Consider the following 13,887-nt stretch of genomic DNA (forward strand, 5'->3'; position numbering starts at 1 on the left):
CAATGGATATTGGGTGTATGCGCAACGTCATTTCATTGGTTAATCATCATTAGGTTAATCGATATTTATTTATATATTTCATATAGTTGATAGATTTTAAAAATGTTGCCAGCCGTCGCGAGTGCGCGTATGGTGATCCGGTATCGCCAATAAAGAAGGTCCCGGGGCACTGCAATTCGCCACCGACTTAAAGGGACCCAGGCCGTGATTGAACCATGCGGCGGCGTCCCTTTATGTGTTGGAGGTGAAGTCCGATGGCCAAAGCCACTCAGACCAAAGCGCAAAGCAAACCCACGAAATCATCCGTTGCCAAGGCGCCCGCGAAAAAGCCCGCGCGTCGTCGTCCCACCCAAGCCCAGCCGGCTCCTTCCAAGGAAGAGTTGCTGGGCTTTTATCGTGAGATGTTGCTGATCCGCCGCTTTGAAGAAAAAGCCGGTCAGTTGTACGGCATGGGGTTGATCGGTGGGTTCTGTCACCTCTACATCGGTCAGGAAGCGGTGGTTGCGGGCGTTCACGCCAACGCACTGCCGCAAGACAGCGTCATCACTTCGTATCGCGATCACGGCCATATGCTGGCGTGCGGCATGGACCCCAAGGGCGTGATGGCCGAGTTGACCGGTCGCGAGGGCGGCTATTCAAAAGGCAAGGGCGGCTCCATGCACATGTTCAGCCGCGAAAAGAATTTCTACGGCGGTCACGGCATCGTCGGCGCGCAGGTGCCGTTGGGCACCGGCCTAGCGTTCGCGCACAAGTACAACAAGGATGGCGGCGTCTGCTACACCTACTTCGGCGACGGTTCCGTCAACCAAGGCCAGGTCTACGAAAGCTTCAACATGGCGCAATTGTGGAAGCTGCCGGTGCTGTACATCATCGAAAACAACAAGTACGGCATGGGTACCTCGATCCAGCGTGCGTCTTCGACCACCGAACTGTATCAACGCGGTTCCGCCCACGGCATCCCCGGCGCGCAGGTCGACGGCATGGACGTCATCGCGGTGCGAGACGCCACCGCCAAGGCGTTGGAACACGTGCGCGAAGGCAAGGGGCCTTACATCCTGGAAATGCTCACCTATCGCTATCGCGGCCATTCGATGTCCGACCCGGCGAAGTATCGTTCCAAGGACGAAGTGTCCAAGGTGCGTTCCGAACAGGACCCCATCGACAACCTGCGTCAGATGATCTTGAAGACCAAGGCTGCCGACGAAGCGGCGCTCAAAGCCATCGACGGCGACATCAAGGCGATCGTCACCGCCGCCGCCGACTTCGCTAAAGCCAGCCCCGAACCCCAGTTGTCGGAACTCTACACCGACATTCTGGTCGAAGCCTGAGAGCGGGAGGAACACCTATGCCGATCCAAGTTTTGATGCCCGCCCTGTCACCGACCATGACCGAGGGCAATCTCGCCAAATGGAATGTCGCCGAGGGCGATACCATTTCCGCCGGCGACGTCATTTGCGAAATTGAAACCGACAAGGCGACCATGGAAGTGGAAGCCGTCGACGAAGGCGTGATCGGCAAGATCCTGGTTCCCGGCGGGACCGAGGCTGTCGCCGTGAACCAAGCAATCGCGTTGTTGCTGGAAGAGGGCGAAGACGCCGCCGCGTTGGATGGCTATACGCCGTCTGCGGGCGGCGCTGCGCCTGCTGCAGAAGCTGCACCTGTTGCGGAATCTGCCCCCGTTGCTGCGGCACCTGCACCGGCTGCTCCTGCGGCAGCGTCTGCCGCATCCGGTTCACGGGTGTTCGCATCGCCCCTGGCGCGGCGCATCGCTGCCGACAAGGGCCTGGATCTCGCCACCGTGAGCGGTTCCGGTCCCCATGGGCGCATCGTCAAACGCGACGTCGAAAACGCCAAGCCGGGCGCGAAGCCTGCCACGACAGCGGCATCCACGGCCGCGCCGACGCCGAGCATCAGCGTCAACGATCCGGCGTTCGCCAACATGCCGGAATTCGAGGCCGTGCCCAATTCTACCATGCGCAAGATCATCGCCAAGCGCCTGACGGAATCGGCCCGCGACGTGCCGCACTTCAACCTCACGGTCGACGTCGAAATCGACAAGCTGTTGGAGATGCGCAAAGTCCTCAACGCGCGCGAAAATGCCAATTACAAGATCTCGGTCAACGACTTCATCGTTAAGGCCACGGCCTATGCATTGACCCAGGTTCCGGCGTGCAACGTGGCCTACACCGACGACGCGATCTTGCAGTTCAAGCAGGTCGACATGGCCATTGCCGTGGCCATCGACGGCGGCCTGATTACGCCCATCGTCAAGGACGCCGCGAACAAAGGCTTGGCGACCCTGTCCAACGAAATCAAGATGTTGGCGGGCAAGGCGCGCGACGGCAAGTTGATGCCCGAAGAATTCCAGGGCGGCACCTTCACCATTTCCAACCTAGGCATGTTCGGGGTCAAGGGCTTCAACTCGATCATCAACCCGCCCCAAGGCGGCATCTTGTCGGTCGGCGCGGGCGAACAGCGCGCCGTGGTCAAGAACGGCGAGCTGGCCATCGCCACGGTGGTGACGTTGACGCTGGCGGTCGATCATCGCTGCATCGACGGCGCGACCGGGGCTGCGTTCATCAAAGAACTCAAGGCGGTGGTGGAAAATCCCGTCGCCCTCATGCTGTAAGGAGCTTTGGGCATGGCTGATAACAATTTCGATATCATCGTCGTCGGCGGCGGGCCGGGCGGTTACGTCGCCGCGATCCGCGCCGCGCAGCTGAAAATGAAGGTCGCGTTGGTCGAAGCCAACCACTTGGGCGGCATCTGCCTCAACTGGGGCTGCATCCCGACCAAGGCGCTGCTGCGCTCGTCCGAGATTTACCACAACATGCAGCACGCCAAGAATTACGGCCTGTCCGTCGAAGGTCTCGGCTTTGATTTGGACGCCATCGTCAAGCGTTCGCGCAAGGTTTCGCGCCAACTCAACGGCGGCGTCGGTCATCTGTTGAAGAAAAACAAGGTCACCGTGTTCGACGGTTACGGCAAGCTCAACGGTTCCGGCAAAGTTCATGTGGAAAAGGATGGCAAGGGCATTGCCGATTTGACGTCCAAGCACATCATCCTCGCCACCGGCGCGCGCGCGCGCGTGCTGCCAGGGATGGAACCGGACGGCAAGCTGATTTGGTACTACAAGGACGCACTCGTGCCCGATACCGTGCCGGAACGGCTGTTGGTCATCGGCTCCGGCGCCATCGGCATCGAATTCGCCAGCTTCTTCCATACGCTCGGTTCCAAAACCACGGTGGTGGAGATGGTCGACCGCATCGTGCCCGCCGAAGACGCCGAAATTTCCGCATTCTTGCAGAAATCCCTGACCAAGGACGGGATGGAGATTTTGACCTCCGCCGGCGTTAAGGCGCTGAAAAAGGGTAAAGAGTCTGTGACCGCGACCCTTGAAGTCGGCGGCAAGACCGAAGAGCGCGAATTCGACCGCGTCATCGTCGCCGCGGGCATCGTCGGTAACGTCGAGAACTTAGGTCTCGAGGGCACCAAGGTCAAAGTCGACCGCACCCACATCGTCACCAACGAATGGCTGGAAACCGGCGAGCCGGGCGTCTACGCCATCGGCGACGTCGCGGGCGCACCGTGGCTGGCGCACAAAGCATCCCACGAAGGCGTGCTGTGCGTGGAAAAGATCGCCGGGACCAAGGGCCTGCATCCGATCAATCCCGACCGTATCCCGGGCTGCACCTACTGCCGCCCGCAAATCGCCAGCGTCGGCCTGACCGAAGCCCAAGCGAAAGAGCGCGGCCTCAAGGTCAAAGTCGGGCGTTTCCCGTTCCAAGGCAACGGCAAGGCCATCGCCTTGGGTGAGCCGGAAGGCCTGATCAAGGTGTTGTTCGACGACAAAACCGGCGAATTGCTGGGCGCGCACATGATCGGTGCGGAAGTCACCGAACTGATCCAGGGTTACGGCATCGCCATGGAGCTGGAAACCACGGAATCGGAACTGATGCACACGGTCTTTGCACACCCGACCCTTTCTGAAATGATGCACGAAAGCGTGCTCGACGCATTCGGGCGTGCGGTTCATTTCTAAGGGAAGCATATCGTGACCATAACCGTTCGGGACTTGCGCCTCGCTGACGAGCCCCGCTGGCGGGAATTGTGGGCCGGGTATTTGGATTTTTACGAATACCCCGATCTCGATCCCAAGATCACCGCCAACACCTGGGCGATGCTCAGCGGCGAGCGGGCGGACGTGTTCGGCATGGTCGCGGAAGCGGACGCGGGCGCGGTGATCGGCTTCGTTCACGGCGTGGTGCACGCCAACACCTGGATCGACAAGCCGATTTGTTATCTGGAAGACCTGTTCGTCGATCCCTCCGTGCGCGGCCAAGGGGCGGGGCGGGCGCTGATCGAGGCTTTGATCGCCCACGCCAAGGCCAACGACTGGGGCCAGGTCTATTGGCGCACGGCGGAAACCAACCCGGCGCGCAAACTTTACGACCAAGTGGCTGACAAAATCGATTTCGTCACCTATGTACATGCCCTGAGCCCGAAGACCGTCTAAGGATCACCACCATGTCCGACACCAACCACCACGACGTGCGCAAAACCGTGCGCGAAAGCTACGCGACCATCGCGACCCAGGGCGGCAATTCCGGTTGCTGCGCGCCGACGGCGGATGGCGGCGGGTGCTGCGGGCCGTCTGACGACGTCGAAATCCCCAGCGCCGAACAGATGTCGGCGTTTTTCGGCTACAGTTCGGAAGAAATGGCCGCCGTGCCCGAAGGCGCGAACCTGGGCCTCGGCTGCGGCAATCCCCAGGCCATCGCCGACATGACAGCCGGCGAGGTGGTGATCGACCTGGGCGCGGGCGCGGGCTTCGATGCGTTTTTGGCCGCCGGTAAGGTCGGCCCGAACGGCCACGTGATCGGCATCGACATGACCCACGAAATGCTCGCCAAGGCGCGCGCCAACGCCGAAAAGGGCGGCTACAAGAACGTCGAGTTCCGCTTGGGCGAAATCGAGTACATGCCCGTCGCCGACGACACCGCCGACGTGATCATATCCAACTGCGTCATCAACCTTTCGCCCAACAAGCCGCAAGTGCTGCGCGAAGCCTTTCGCGTGCTCAAGCCGGGCGGGCGTCTGGCGATTTCCGATGTGGTGGCGACCGCACCGTTTCCCGACGATTTCAGGGACGACGACCACTTGCTGTCGGGGTGCGTGACCGGGGCGTCGATGGTCGACGATCTGCAAACGTGGCTGGAAGACGCGGGCTTTGAGCGGGTGTTGATCGACATCAAGGAAGAAAGCCGCGCCGGAATCGCCGATTGGGCGCCCGGCCGCGGGGTCGAAAAGTATGTGGTCTCAGCCATCATCACCGCGACGAAGCCGGGTGGGGGATGCGGCTCGCAAAGCGGTTGCTGTTGACGCGCTCGGCGTGAAGAGATAGGCAAAGGTTCATGGACACCACAATAAAGCCCGAAAACAAGCCCAAACACCGCCACCCGGAAAAGCGCAACCTTCCGGACAATCCCAGTCCGCGCAAACCCAAGTGGATCCGCGTCAAAGCGCCGACGTCGAAAGAATACGGCGAAACCCGCCGTCTGATGCGCGACAAGAATTTGCACACCGTGTGTGAAGAGGCCGCGTGCCCCAACATCGGCGAATGCTGGTCGGCCAAACATGCCACCGTGATGATCTTGGGCGAGATCTGCACCCGCGCGTGCGCGTTTTGCAACGTCACCACCGGCAAGCCGAACGCCGTCGACCCGATGGAGCCGGAAAACACCGGCATCGCGGCGCGCGAATTGGGCCTGCGCCACATGGTCATCACCTCGGTCGATCGCGACGATTTGGCCGATGGCGGGGCCAAGCAGTTCGCGCTGTCGATCGAAAAGGTTCACGAACTGTCGCCGGACACCACGGTCGAGGTTCTGACCCCGGATTTCCGCCACAAGGACGGCGCCCTGGAAGTGGTAATCGCAGCACGCCCCGACGTGTTCAACCACAACTTGGAAACGGTGCCGGGCCTGTACCCGCACATCCGCCCCGGTGCGCGCTATTATCACTCGCTGCGCTTGTTGGACCGCGCCAAGGAGATCGATCCATTGGTGTTCACCAAATCCGGTCTGATGGTGGGGTTGGGCGAAACCCGCGAGCAGGTGTTGCAGGTGATGGACGACATGCGTTCGGCCAACATCGACTTTCTGACCATCGGCCAGTACCTGCAACCGACCCCCAAGCACGCCGGCATCGACCGGTTCGTCACGCCCGAAGAGTTCGACGAGTACAAGCGCATCGCCTTGAGCAAGGGCTTCCTGCACGTCGCCGCGACGCCGATGACGCGCTCGAGCTATCATGCCGACAAGGACTTCGCGGCGCTGAAGTCCGCGCGCGAAGCTGCCCTCGCTAAATCGAAGAGGGATTGATGCCGTCCCATTGTGAGCAGCAAATTCTTGGCTTCAGCGCCCAGCAGATGTTCGATCTGGTGCTGGATGTCGAGAAGTATCCCGAGTTCTTGCCCTGGTGCGTAGCGCTCAGGGTGCGCAAGCGCGGCGCGGCGGAAATGTTCGCCGACATGGCGGTGGGCTTCAAGATGCTGCGCGAGAAATATTCCTCACACATCACCTGGTCTGAAAACGACGACGGCAGCCGCCACATCCACATTCAAGACGCGGGCGGCCCGTTCAAGTTCCTCGAAACGGACTGGAAGTTCCTGCCAAGGGGCGAGGGCTGCGAAGTCGACTTTCGCATCGATTTCGAGTTCAACTCGGCGCTGCTGGAAAAGGTCATGGGCGGGATCTTCACCGAAGCCGCACACAAAATGATGCAGTCGTTCGTGACCCGCGCTGAAACTATTTATGCACGCTGAATCAACCGTCTACCGCGCAGCAATTGAGAAGCAGCTTTAAGCCGCTTTCCACCGTTTGGATACGCACCCGTTCGCGATCCCCCTTGAACACATGACGTTGGTGACGGGTCTCAAAGCCTGCGCGCGCGCACGCCAGATGCACCAAGCCGACGGGCTTGTCTACTGTTCCCCCACCTGGTCCGGCTATGCCGGTGACCGACAAGCTGATTTGAGCGGCCGAGTGCTCCAACGCGCCTTCGGCCATGGCGCGGGCGCATTCTTCACTGACGGAGCCGTTCGTCATGAATATAAGGGGGGGAACGCCCAGCATTTCCCCCTTGGATTGGTTGGTGTAGGTGATGAAACCGCGTTCGAACACCGCCGACGAACCCGCGACGGACGTGATACAACCCGCGATCAGTCCGCCGGTACACGATTCCGCCAGCGCCAATTTGAGATTCTGCGCCCGACAGGTTTCCAACAGGTCTTCGGCCATCACGTAAAGGATTTCGGGAAACATCACAGCACCCCCACCAGAAAAGGTTTCGCGTACAGTATCAGCGCGTACAATACCGCCAGCCCCGCAACTCCGGCCAACACGTCATCCACCATCACGCCCATGGCGCCGCCGATGGAGCGGTCGGCCCACGAGATCGGCCACGGTTTGAGCACGTCGAACACACGAAACAGGACGAAGGCGAGGGCATAAGGCAGCAGGTCCAACGGCGCCGCCAGCAGAACGATCCATTGGCCGACCACTTCGTCGATGACGATCGCGCCGGGATCGTGTGCGCCGGTGCGCGCCATATAGTCCTTTGAGGCCCACAGACCGACGAAAAATACCACCACCGTCGCCGCGCCCAATGCGTAAAGACCGCCGATTTCAACCAAAACCCACGCAAACGGTAATGCGCCGATGGAACCCCAGGTGCCGGGCGCTTTGGGCAGATAACCCGCACCGAACCACGTCGCCAGTAGGACGCCGGGATGGCCGAGGTTGGGGCGGACGTGTTTGTGTGTGACGTCGGTCATGGTCGCGGTCCTGATTATGGTGCACGCTCGGACGAGCTTAACGCGCAAACCTTAACCCGATAGCGCCGACGAACAAAACGGTATCGACGGCCTGGGTATGGCTTACAGCCTCAGGTTTACGGCACCTCAAATATCACAACCTGCTGAATTAGCAGCTTTATTCGTGTTACCTAATGAACGGATTTAAGGTGAAAAAATGGTTAAGCATGCCGAATTCGCTTGCCACTCGCAGTCCGGGCGGATACGTTTTTGCATCGTTGTACGAAAGAGGTATGAAGGTGCGGGAAACACCGTCAAAAGAGCCTGAATTCGACCGCGACGATAAAGGGGGGAAATCCCAAAATTGCGTAAAAATACTGCCGATTGATGTCGGTTTGAACGGTTTTGACTGTGACGAAAAACGCACGATCAGCGCCGTTCTTGTGTCGAACCACCAAGTGTCGAACGCTTAAGGGAAATTGAAAGCACATGGCTGAAAAGCGCCAACCGAGCCCAAAACCGACGCCCAAGCGCAGCAAAGCGAGCTTTGCCGCGCCGTTGGCGAAATGGCTTGATGAGCGCCTGTCGATCTTTTTTTCCGATAAGCAAATCGTCTTCCGTTCCGAAGGCAAGGTTTCGTGCCTGAATTTGACCCCGCGCTTGCAGGGTGCAGCCATGAGCGTGGTCTTGATGATCGGCGGCTGGATGGCCTTTACCTCGGCCAGCATGCTTTGGCATGAAGTGGAACTGACGGCCAAGGATGCGCAAATCGCCAACGTTCGGGTGGCCTATCGGTCATTGCTGGGCGAAGTTGCAGACTATCAAAAGCGTTTCTCAGGCGTCGTGCGCAACCTGGAACAAAACCACGCCATGATGCTGGATTTGGCAGGTCAGAACTCGAAACTGCAAAAAGACCTGAAGTCGCTGAAGAGTTCGCATAAGGAGCGCGCCGAAGTCGAAGCGGCGCGGGCATCGATGACCGAACATCTCGGCAACGTCGAAAGCCAGATGCAATCGTTAGCGCAGCTGAACTTCACCCTTAAGGACGACATGTCCAGCATCGAAACCGATTTGCAGGACGCCCTGACTCAACGCAACACCGCGCTGATGCAAAGCACCCAAATGCGTCGCGACATCATGGTGTTGGAAAACAAGCTGGTGAACCTGGAAGAACAGGAAAACACCACCGTCGAACGCCTAACCCAACAGGCCGAGGTGATCATCACCAACATGGAACAGCTCATCGAAACCGCCGGCCTCGACGTCGAGGACCTGATGGCGGGCGATGAGGATCTGGTTGCCGGTCAAGGCGGCCCGTTCATCGAACTGCAAGGCGACGGCCGTCCGGCGGGGCGTTTGAAGGCCAAGCTGCAAAATCTCGAAAACCGGCTGGCCTATTCGGACAGCTTGCAGACCGTGGTCAAGAAAATGCCGTTCGCGGTGCCGCTGCAAGACTATTACATGACCTCGAAATTCGGCAAACGCCGCGATCCCTTGAACCACAAATGGTCGATGCACTACGGCCTCGATTTCGGTTCGTCACCGCGCGCGTCTGTGTTCGTCACCGCTCAAGGCACCGTAACCTACGCGGGATGGAAGGGCAGCTTCGGCAAAATGGTCGAAGTCGATCACGGTGCGGGCATCAAAACGCGCTATGGCCATCTCAGCAAGATCACAGTTAAAAAGGGACAAACGGTCAGCTTTGGCGATAAGATCGGTGTCATCGGCAGCACCGGGCGCAGTACGGGCAATCATCTTCATTATGAAATCTTGTTCCGCGACAAGGGGCTGAACCCCATGAAATTCATCAAGGCAGGTCGTTATGTTTTCAAAGAATAAAAAAAACCAACAGACGAATAACAACAACCACCAGCCGCGCGCCGTTCCATCCATCATCAGCGCGGACTTGAAGATCATCGGTGACCTGTCCAGCACCGGCGAGATTCAGGTCGACGGCGAGGTGTCCGGCGACATCCGTTCCAAGGTTCTGTTGGTCGGCGAAGGCGCGTCGATCAAGGGCGAAATCCGAGCCGAAACGGTGCGCGTGCACGGTCACGTCAACGGCCAGATCAAGGCGACGTTCGTCAATCTGGCAAAAACCGCACACGTGGTCGGCGACATCTTGCATGAAAACCTGTCCATCCAGGAAGGCGCGTTCTTGGAAGGCCACATCACCCACATGAGCGACCAGCAGGTCCGCGATGCGGCGATCGAGGCCGGGCGTGGCGACAGCAAACCGGGCGAAGACCGGGTTAACCTCGTCGTCAAACCCGCCTCATCGGCCCAGCCCGCGGCAAAACCACAAGAGACACCATCGCAAACGACATCAACTGCGACATCTCAGGTGCCGAAAGCCGTTTCCGGCAGCTAAGGACTCTCTCTTTCAATATATTTTCAAGGGCCCCTGTATTGTCAGGGGCCTTTTGTATTTTGGGGAAACGTCAGCGTGTCACCAGGTCTTGAACCTTGAACAAGTCGTCATGGGCAACCTTGCGATCTCCTAAATGCGCCCGGTAAACGCCTAGGTTTTCCAGAACCCTTTGCACGTAATTGCGGGTTTCGGAATAGGGGATCAGTTCGACCCAATCGATGGTGTCGATTTCGCCCGCGCGCGGGTCGCCGTAGGTCTTCACCCATCGTTTCACGCGATGCGGCCCGGCGTTGTAGGCGGCCAGCGCCAACGGATACGAACCGTCGAACTGCTTGATCATGTCGGCCAGATAGACCTGACCGATGATCAGGTTGTAGTTGGGGTCTTTGATCAGTTTGTCGCGTGAATACGGTAGCCGGTTGTCCTTTGCGACGCGTTTGGCGGTGGCGGGCATCACCTGCATCAAGCCGCGCGCCCCGGCGTGACTTTTGGCGTCAGGATAAAAGGCACTTTCCTGGCGGATCACCGCCAACACCAACGGCGTTTCGACTTTGGCGCCGTTTTTGGGATGCGGCGGGTCGATCGTCGGGTAGCCGAGTTCGCCCAGGGGCATGCCCGCGCGTTCAGATTCCTTGGCAATTCTGACGGCCAGATCGGGTCGGCCGTGGGTCGAAGCGAACGCCGCCGACATGCGCTTCCACCCCGGGGTGTCGCCGCTGTCGGCCAGTTGCAATACCAACGCCCGCAACCGATTGTGCAGACCGATTTCCCACAACAGGCTCGAGGCGCGTTTCAGCGGGTGTTTATTGAAACGTGCGGTTTCTTCGGCGCTTGGCACGCTCAAGGCGACGTGCGGCGCAATCGTTTGGCCCAACCGTGCGCGCGCCAATTGCCCGTAATAGGTTGTGGAATGCGCCGCCGCCATGTGCAGCATGCTGTTGGCCTTGGTCTTTTGCCCCAATTCACCAGCCGCACGGGCCGACCAATAGGCGCCACGCGCGATGCTGATGGGATAACTCACTGCACTCAGCATATTTTCGAAGTGTTTCAGGGCACGGGCGGGATCTTTGAGAAAACGCAGCGCAATCCAGCCCGAAACCCATTCGGCCTCGGAATACTCGGCGGCGTCGTCCTTGGTGAGGCCGTGGCGGCTGGTGATGTCGTAGGCTTGCTTGTGCTGACCGTCCTGCAACATGGAACGCGCCAAGATCGCACGTTCCTGCCACCACTTGTCGGCGCGTTCGTGCACGCCGTCGAAGTCTTTCAGCAGGTCCGCCGCGTCGTCGGTGCGGCCGTGACGGCGGCGCCAGCGCATGCGCTCGAATATCAAACCCGGATGATCGGTCAGTTCCGGGGCGGTCTTGGCCAAATCGGCGATGGCCTTGTCGACATTGCCTTCGCGTTTCATCAGCCACAAGCGGGCCACCGCCAGCTTGCGGGTCTTGGCGTCGACCTTCCAGATTTGGCGGCGTGCAGGCCAAAAGCGTTCCTGCCAGATCAAGCGTTCCAGCCGGTCCAGATTGTCCTGGTCGGTGATGGTTTTGCGATAGGCGCGATAAAACTGCTTTTCCTGGGTCTTGGTGAAGTTGCCGGTGATCCAAATATCGCGGATCGATTTCAACGCCACATCCTTGAGCCCGAGTTTCATCTGCGCTTCGGCCTTGCGCACCCGGCCAGAGGTCGATACCGGACCGCCCATGCGGTCGAACCAGGCCATGACCTCGGCTGGAGACATGGAACTCGGCATGGTTTCTTCGGCGCGCTTGAGCATTTGCTCGCGCTTGGGCCAACCGTTTTGGCTGTCCAAAAAGGCTTTGATGTCGGCGAATTTGGCCGGGGTGTTGGGGGCGGTCAGGTAGGTCCACACCAAGACCCGCACCAGGTCGGGATTTTTCACCCGCTGGGTGAGCCTCAAAGCATCCTTGAAACGGTTGCGGTCGATGGCCTTGAAAACCGCCTCGACGGCCTTGGCATCGGCGTTGGAGGACTGCTTGGCATGGGCCGCATGCAACGGCGCGCCCACCAACAGGCAAAGCAACGCGAACACCGCCAAAAGGGTCGGTTTGAAGGTTTTGATGGAGAACCTCACAGGTGAGTTTTCAACGTGCACTTCTTGTCGGTTCTTGGTCTAAAAGGGCGCGATGGGGCAAATGGTACGCGCAATGCCGTCCGGGCTCAAGCACAGGCGTTTCCACCATGCGCAAGTGTCGCTTGCCCGCACCGAAGAGAGGCGCTAAGTTCGCCGCCTTGTAACATGACCTCACCCAGGAGACCTCAGATGTACCAGGGATCTTTCGTTGCCCTCATCACGCCGTTCCAAAACGGAATTGTCGATGAAAAAGCCTTTCAATCGTTCGTCGATTGGCAGGTTAAACAGGGTACCGACGGTCTGGTTCCGTGCGGAACCACGGGCGAATCGCCGACGCTGACGCACGGCGAACACATGCGCGTGACCGAGTTGTGCATCGAAGTCGCCGCCGGTCGCGTGCCGGTGATGGCGGGCGCGGGGTCCAACTCGACCGCCGAGGCCATCGAATTGGCCCAGCACGCCGAACGCGCGGGCGCCGATTCCGTGCTGGTGGTGACGCCGTACTACAACAAGCCGACCCAGGCGGGCCTGTATGCGCACTACAAGGCGATCAACGATGCGGTGGGCATTCCCATCTTCATCTACAACATTCCCGGCCGTTCCGTGGTCGACATGACGCTCGACACCTTCAAGCGCCTGGCGGAACTGCCCAACATCGCCGGCGTCAAGGACGCCACCGCCGATTTGAGCCGTCCGCTGGTTTATCGCAAGGCCCTGGGCCCCGATTTCTGCCAAATGTCGGGCGAAGACGCCACCGCCATTCCGTATCTGGCGGGGGGTGGCCACGGCTGCATTTCCGTCACCGCCAACATCGCACCGGCGCTGTGCGCCGAACAGCATGCGGCCTGGAATTCCGGCAACGTGGCGCGCGCGATGGAAATTCAGCAGATGCTGATCCCGGTGCACCAAGCCATGTTCTGCGAAAGCAGCCCCGGCCCGGTCAAGCACGCGGCCCAATTGATGGGGCTGAGCTCCGCCGAAATGCGTCTGCCGATGGTTGAAATCGCCGACAGCTCTAAGATCGCGGTGGAAAGTGCCATTCGCACCCTCGGCCTGATCGACTGAACGGGTACGACGAAAGCGGGGTGTCATGGCGAAAAAGAAGAAAAAGGGCGGTCCCGACGGCGACATCGTCGCGCAAAACCGCAAGGCGCGCCACGACTACTTCATCGAGGAAACCTTCGAGGCCGGCATCATGCTGATGGGCTCTGAGGTCAAATCCTTGCGCAAGGGCTCCGCCACCATCGGTGATGCGTACGCCGTTGAAAAAGATGGTGAACTCTACCTCGTCAATGCCTATATCCCTGAGTACGCACCTGCGGCGGCCTACAACGGCCATACGCCCAAACGCGAACGCAAGCTGTTGATGCATCGCCGCGAGATCGATCGCTTGATGGCCAACATTCAGCGCGAAGGCTACACCGTTGTACCGCTCAGCATCTATTTCAATCCGCGCGGCATGGCGAAGGTTGAACTGGGGCTCGGCAAGGGCAAACACAAAGCCGACAAGCGCCAGGCCACCAAGGATCGGGACTGGAAGCGCGACAAGGCCCGTTTGCTCAGCCACAGCAACCGTTAAGATCCTGAGCGCGTAACCTTTGCCTCGGGTGC

Annotated in this window: 15 protein-coding genes; 12 read left to right on the top strand and 3 right to left on the bottom strand. The window is 59.7% G+C overall.

Annotation, left to right across the window (positions count from 1 at the left end; all coding sequences use genetic code 11):
• The first annotated feature begins 254 nt into the window (after positions 1 to 254).
• The 7 genes from pdhA to VIN96_RS11945 are packed head-to-tail and all read left to right on the top strand — an operon-like array spanning position 255 to position 6,826.
• Positions 255 to 1,328, top strand: a complete 1,074-nt coding sequence (gene pdhA / locus VIN96_RS11915) for a pyruvate dehydrogenase (acetyl-transferring) E1 component subunit alpha (protein ID WP_331896447.1) — start codon at positions 255 to 257, stop codon at positions 1,326 to 1,328.
• A gap of 17 nt (positions 1,329 to 1,345) precedes the next feature.
• A complete protein-coding gene (locus tag VIN96_RS11920; protein ID WP_331896448.1) occupies positions 1,346 to 2,629 on the top strand; it encodes a pyruvate dehydrogenase complex dihydrolipoamide acetyltransferase in 1,284 nt (427 codons plus the stop codon).
• A gap of 12 nt (positions 2,630 to 2,641) precedes the next feature.
• A complete protein-coding gene (lpdA, locus tag VIN96_RS11925; protein WP_331896449.1) occupies positions 2,642 to 4,042 on the top strand; it encodes a dihydrolipoyl dehydrogenase in 1,401 nt (466 codons plus the stop codon).
• Between the two features lie 12 nt (positions 4,043 to 4,054).
• On the top strand, positions 4,055 to 4,516 hold the full coding sequence (locus VIN96_RS11930; protein ID WP_331896450.1) for a GNAT family N-acetyltransferase: 462 nt from the start codon (positions 4,055 to 4,057) through the stop codon (positions 4,514 to 4,516).
• A gap of 11 nt (positions 4,517 to 4,527) precedes the next feature.
• Positions 4,528 to 5,382, top strand: a complete 855-nt coding sequence (arsM, locus tag VIN96_RS11935) for an arsenite methyltransferase (RefSeq protein WP_331896451.1) — start codon at positions 4,528 to 4,530, stop codon at positions 5,380 to 5,382.
• Positions 5,383 to 5,414: 32 nt separating this feature from the next.
• Positions 5,415 to 6,383, top strand: coding sequence for a lipoyl synthase (lipA, locus tag VIN96_RS11940; protein ID WP_331896452.1), 969 nt, complete (start codon positions 5,415 to 5,417; stop codon positions 6,381 to 6,383).
• Complete coding sequence (locus VIN96_RS11945) at positions 6,383 to 6,826, top strand: type II toxin-antitoxin system RatA family toxin (RefSeq protein WP_331896453.1); 444 nt, start codon at positions 6,383 to 6,385, stop codon at positions 6,824 to 6,826. Before lipA ends, VIN96_RS11945 begins: the two co-directional genes overlap by 1 nt.
• Position 6,827: 1 nt before the next feature.
• Here the strand turns inward: VIN96_RS11945 and VIN96_RS11950 are convergent, their stop codons facing one another.
• Complete coding sequence (locus VIN96_RS11950; RefSeq protein ID WP_331896454.1) at positions 6,828 to 7,325, bottom strand: CinA family protein; 498 nt, start codon at positions 7,323 to 7,325, stop codon at positions 6,828 to 6,830.
• Entirely contained in the window at positions 7,325 to 7,837 is a 513-nt protein-coding gene (locus tag VIN96_RS11955; RefSeq protein ID WP_331896455.1) for a phosphatidylglycerophosphatase A, read from the bottom strand. The genes VIN96_RS11950 and VIN96_RS11955 overlap by 1 nt, the downstream gene beginning before the upstream one ends.
• Before the next feature lie 188 nt (positions 7,838 to 8,025).
• Between VIN96_RS11955 and VIN96_RS11960 the strand changes: the two genes are divergently transcribed.
• From VIN96_RS11960 to VIN96_RS11970, 3 genes are read left to right on the top strand one after another with little or no spacing between them, the layout of a single operon-like run.
• Positions 8,026 to 8,289 carry a hypothetical protein gene (locus VIN96_RS11960; RefSeq protein WP_331896456.1) on the top strand — a complete coding sequence of 88 codons (264 nt, stop codon included), beginning with the start codon at positions 8,026 to 8,028 and terminating at the stop codon, positions 8,287 to 8,289.
• Positions 8,290 to 8,305: 16 nt separating this feature from the next.
• Complete coding sequence (locus tag VIN96_RS11965) at positions 8,306 to 9,655, top strand: M23 family metallopeptidase (RefSeq protein WP_331896457.1); 1,350 nt, start codon at positions 8,306 to 8,308, stop codon at positions 9,653 to 9,655.
• Entirely contained in the window at positions 9,639 to 10,187 is a 549-nt protein-coding gene (locus VIN96_RS11970; RefSeq protein WP_331896458.1) for a bactofilin family protein, read from the top strand. The genes VIN96_RS11965 and VIN96_RS11970 overlap by 17 nt, the downstream gene beginning before the upstream one ends.
• Positions 10,188 to 10,257: 70 nt before the next feature.
• On the opposite strand, the gene VIN96_RS11975 is transcribed toward VIN96_RS11970, so the two are convergent.
• Entirely contained in the window at positions 10,258 to 12,276 is a 2,019-nt protein-coding gene (locus VIN96_RS11975; protein WP_331896459.1) for a lytic transglycosylase domain-containing protein, read from the bottom strand.
• Positions 12,277 to 12,465: 189 nt separating this feature from the next.
• Between VIN96_RS11975 and dapA the strand changes: the two genes are divergently transcribed.
• Together dapA and smpB are read left to right on the top strand one after the other, a co-directional pair.
• Positions 12,466 to 13,341 carry a 4-hydroxy-tetrahydrodipicolinate synthase gene (gene dapA / locus VIN96_RS11980; RefSeq protein WP_331896460.1) on the top strand — a complete coding sequence of 292 codons (876 nt, stop codon included), beginning with the start codon at positions 12,466 to 12,468 and terminating at the stop codon, positions 13,339 to 13,341.
• Between the two features lie 25 nt (positions 13,342 to 13,366).
• Positions 13,367 to 13,855, top strand: coding sequence for an SsrA-binding protein SmpB (smpB, locus tag VIN96_RS11985; RefSeq protein ID WP_331896461.1), 489 nt, complete (start codon positions 13,367 to 13,369; stop codon positions 13,853 to 13,855).
• The last annotated feature ends 32 nt before the right edge of the window (positions 13,856 to 13,887 follow it).

Origin of the sequence: Magnetovibrio sp., from assembly GCF_036568125.1 — a bacterium.
In the GTDB taxonomy this organism is placed as follows: Bacteria; Pseudomonadota; Alphaproteobacteria; order Rhodospirillales; family Magnetovibrionaceae; genus Magnetovibrio.

Bases quoted from the DNA above. Each gene is read 5' to 3' on its own strand.
- pdhA (WP_331896447.1), top strand. From the start codon at position 255: ATGGCCAAAGCCACTCAGACCAAAGCGCAAAGCAAACCCACGAAATCA.
- VIN96_RS11920 (WP_331896448.1), top strand. From the start codon at position 1,346: ATGCCGATCCAAGTTTTGATGCCCGCCCTGTCACCGACCATGACCGAG.
- lpdA (WP_331896449.1), top strand. From the start codon at position 2,642: ATGGCTGATAACAATTTCGATATCATCGTCGTCGGCGGCGGGCCGGGC.
- arsM (WP_331896451.1), top strand. From the start codon at position 4,528: ATGTCCGACACCAACCACCACGACGTGCGCAAAACCGTGCGCGAAAGC.
- lipA (WP_331896452.1), top strand. From the start codon at position 5,415: ATGGACACCACAATAAAGCCCGAAAACAAGCCCAAACACCGCCACCCG.
- VIN96_RS11945 (WP_331896453.1), top strand. From the start codon at position 6,383: ATGCCGTCCCATTGTGAGCAGCAAATTCTTGGCTTCAGCGCCCAGCAG.
- VIN96_RS11950 (WP_331896454.1), bottom strand. From the start codon at position 7,325: ATGTTTCCCGAAATCCTTTACGTGATGGCCGAAGACCTGTTGGAAACC.
- VIN96_RS11955 (WP_331896455.1), bottom strand. From the start codon at position 7,837: ATGACCGACGTCACACACAAACACGTCCGCCCCAACCTCGGCCATCCC.
- VIN96_RS11965 (WP_331896457.1), top strand. From the start codon at position 8,306: ATGGCTGAAAAGCGCCAACCGAGCCCAAAACCGACGCCCAAGCGCAGC.
- VIN96_RS11970 (WP_331896458.1), top strand. From the start codon at position 9,639: ATGTTTTCAAAGAATAAAAAAAACCAACAGACGAATAACAACAACCAC.
- dapA (WP_331896460.1), top strand. From the start codon at position 12,466: ATGTACCAGGGATCTTTCGTTGCCCTCATCACGCCGTTCCAAAACGGA.
- smpB (WP_331896461.1), top strand. From the start codon at position 13,367: ATGGCGAAAAAGAAGAAAAAGGGCGGTCCCGACGGCGACATCGTCGCG.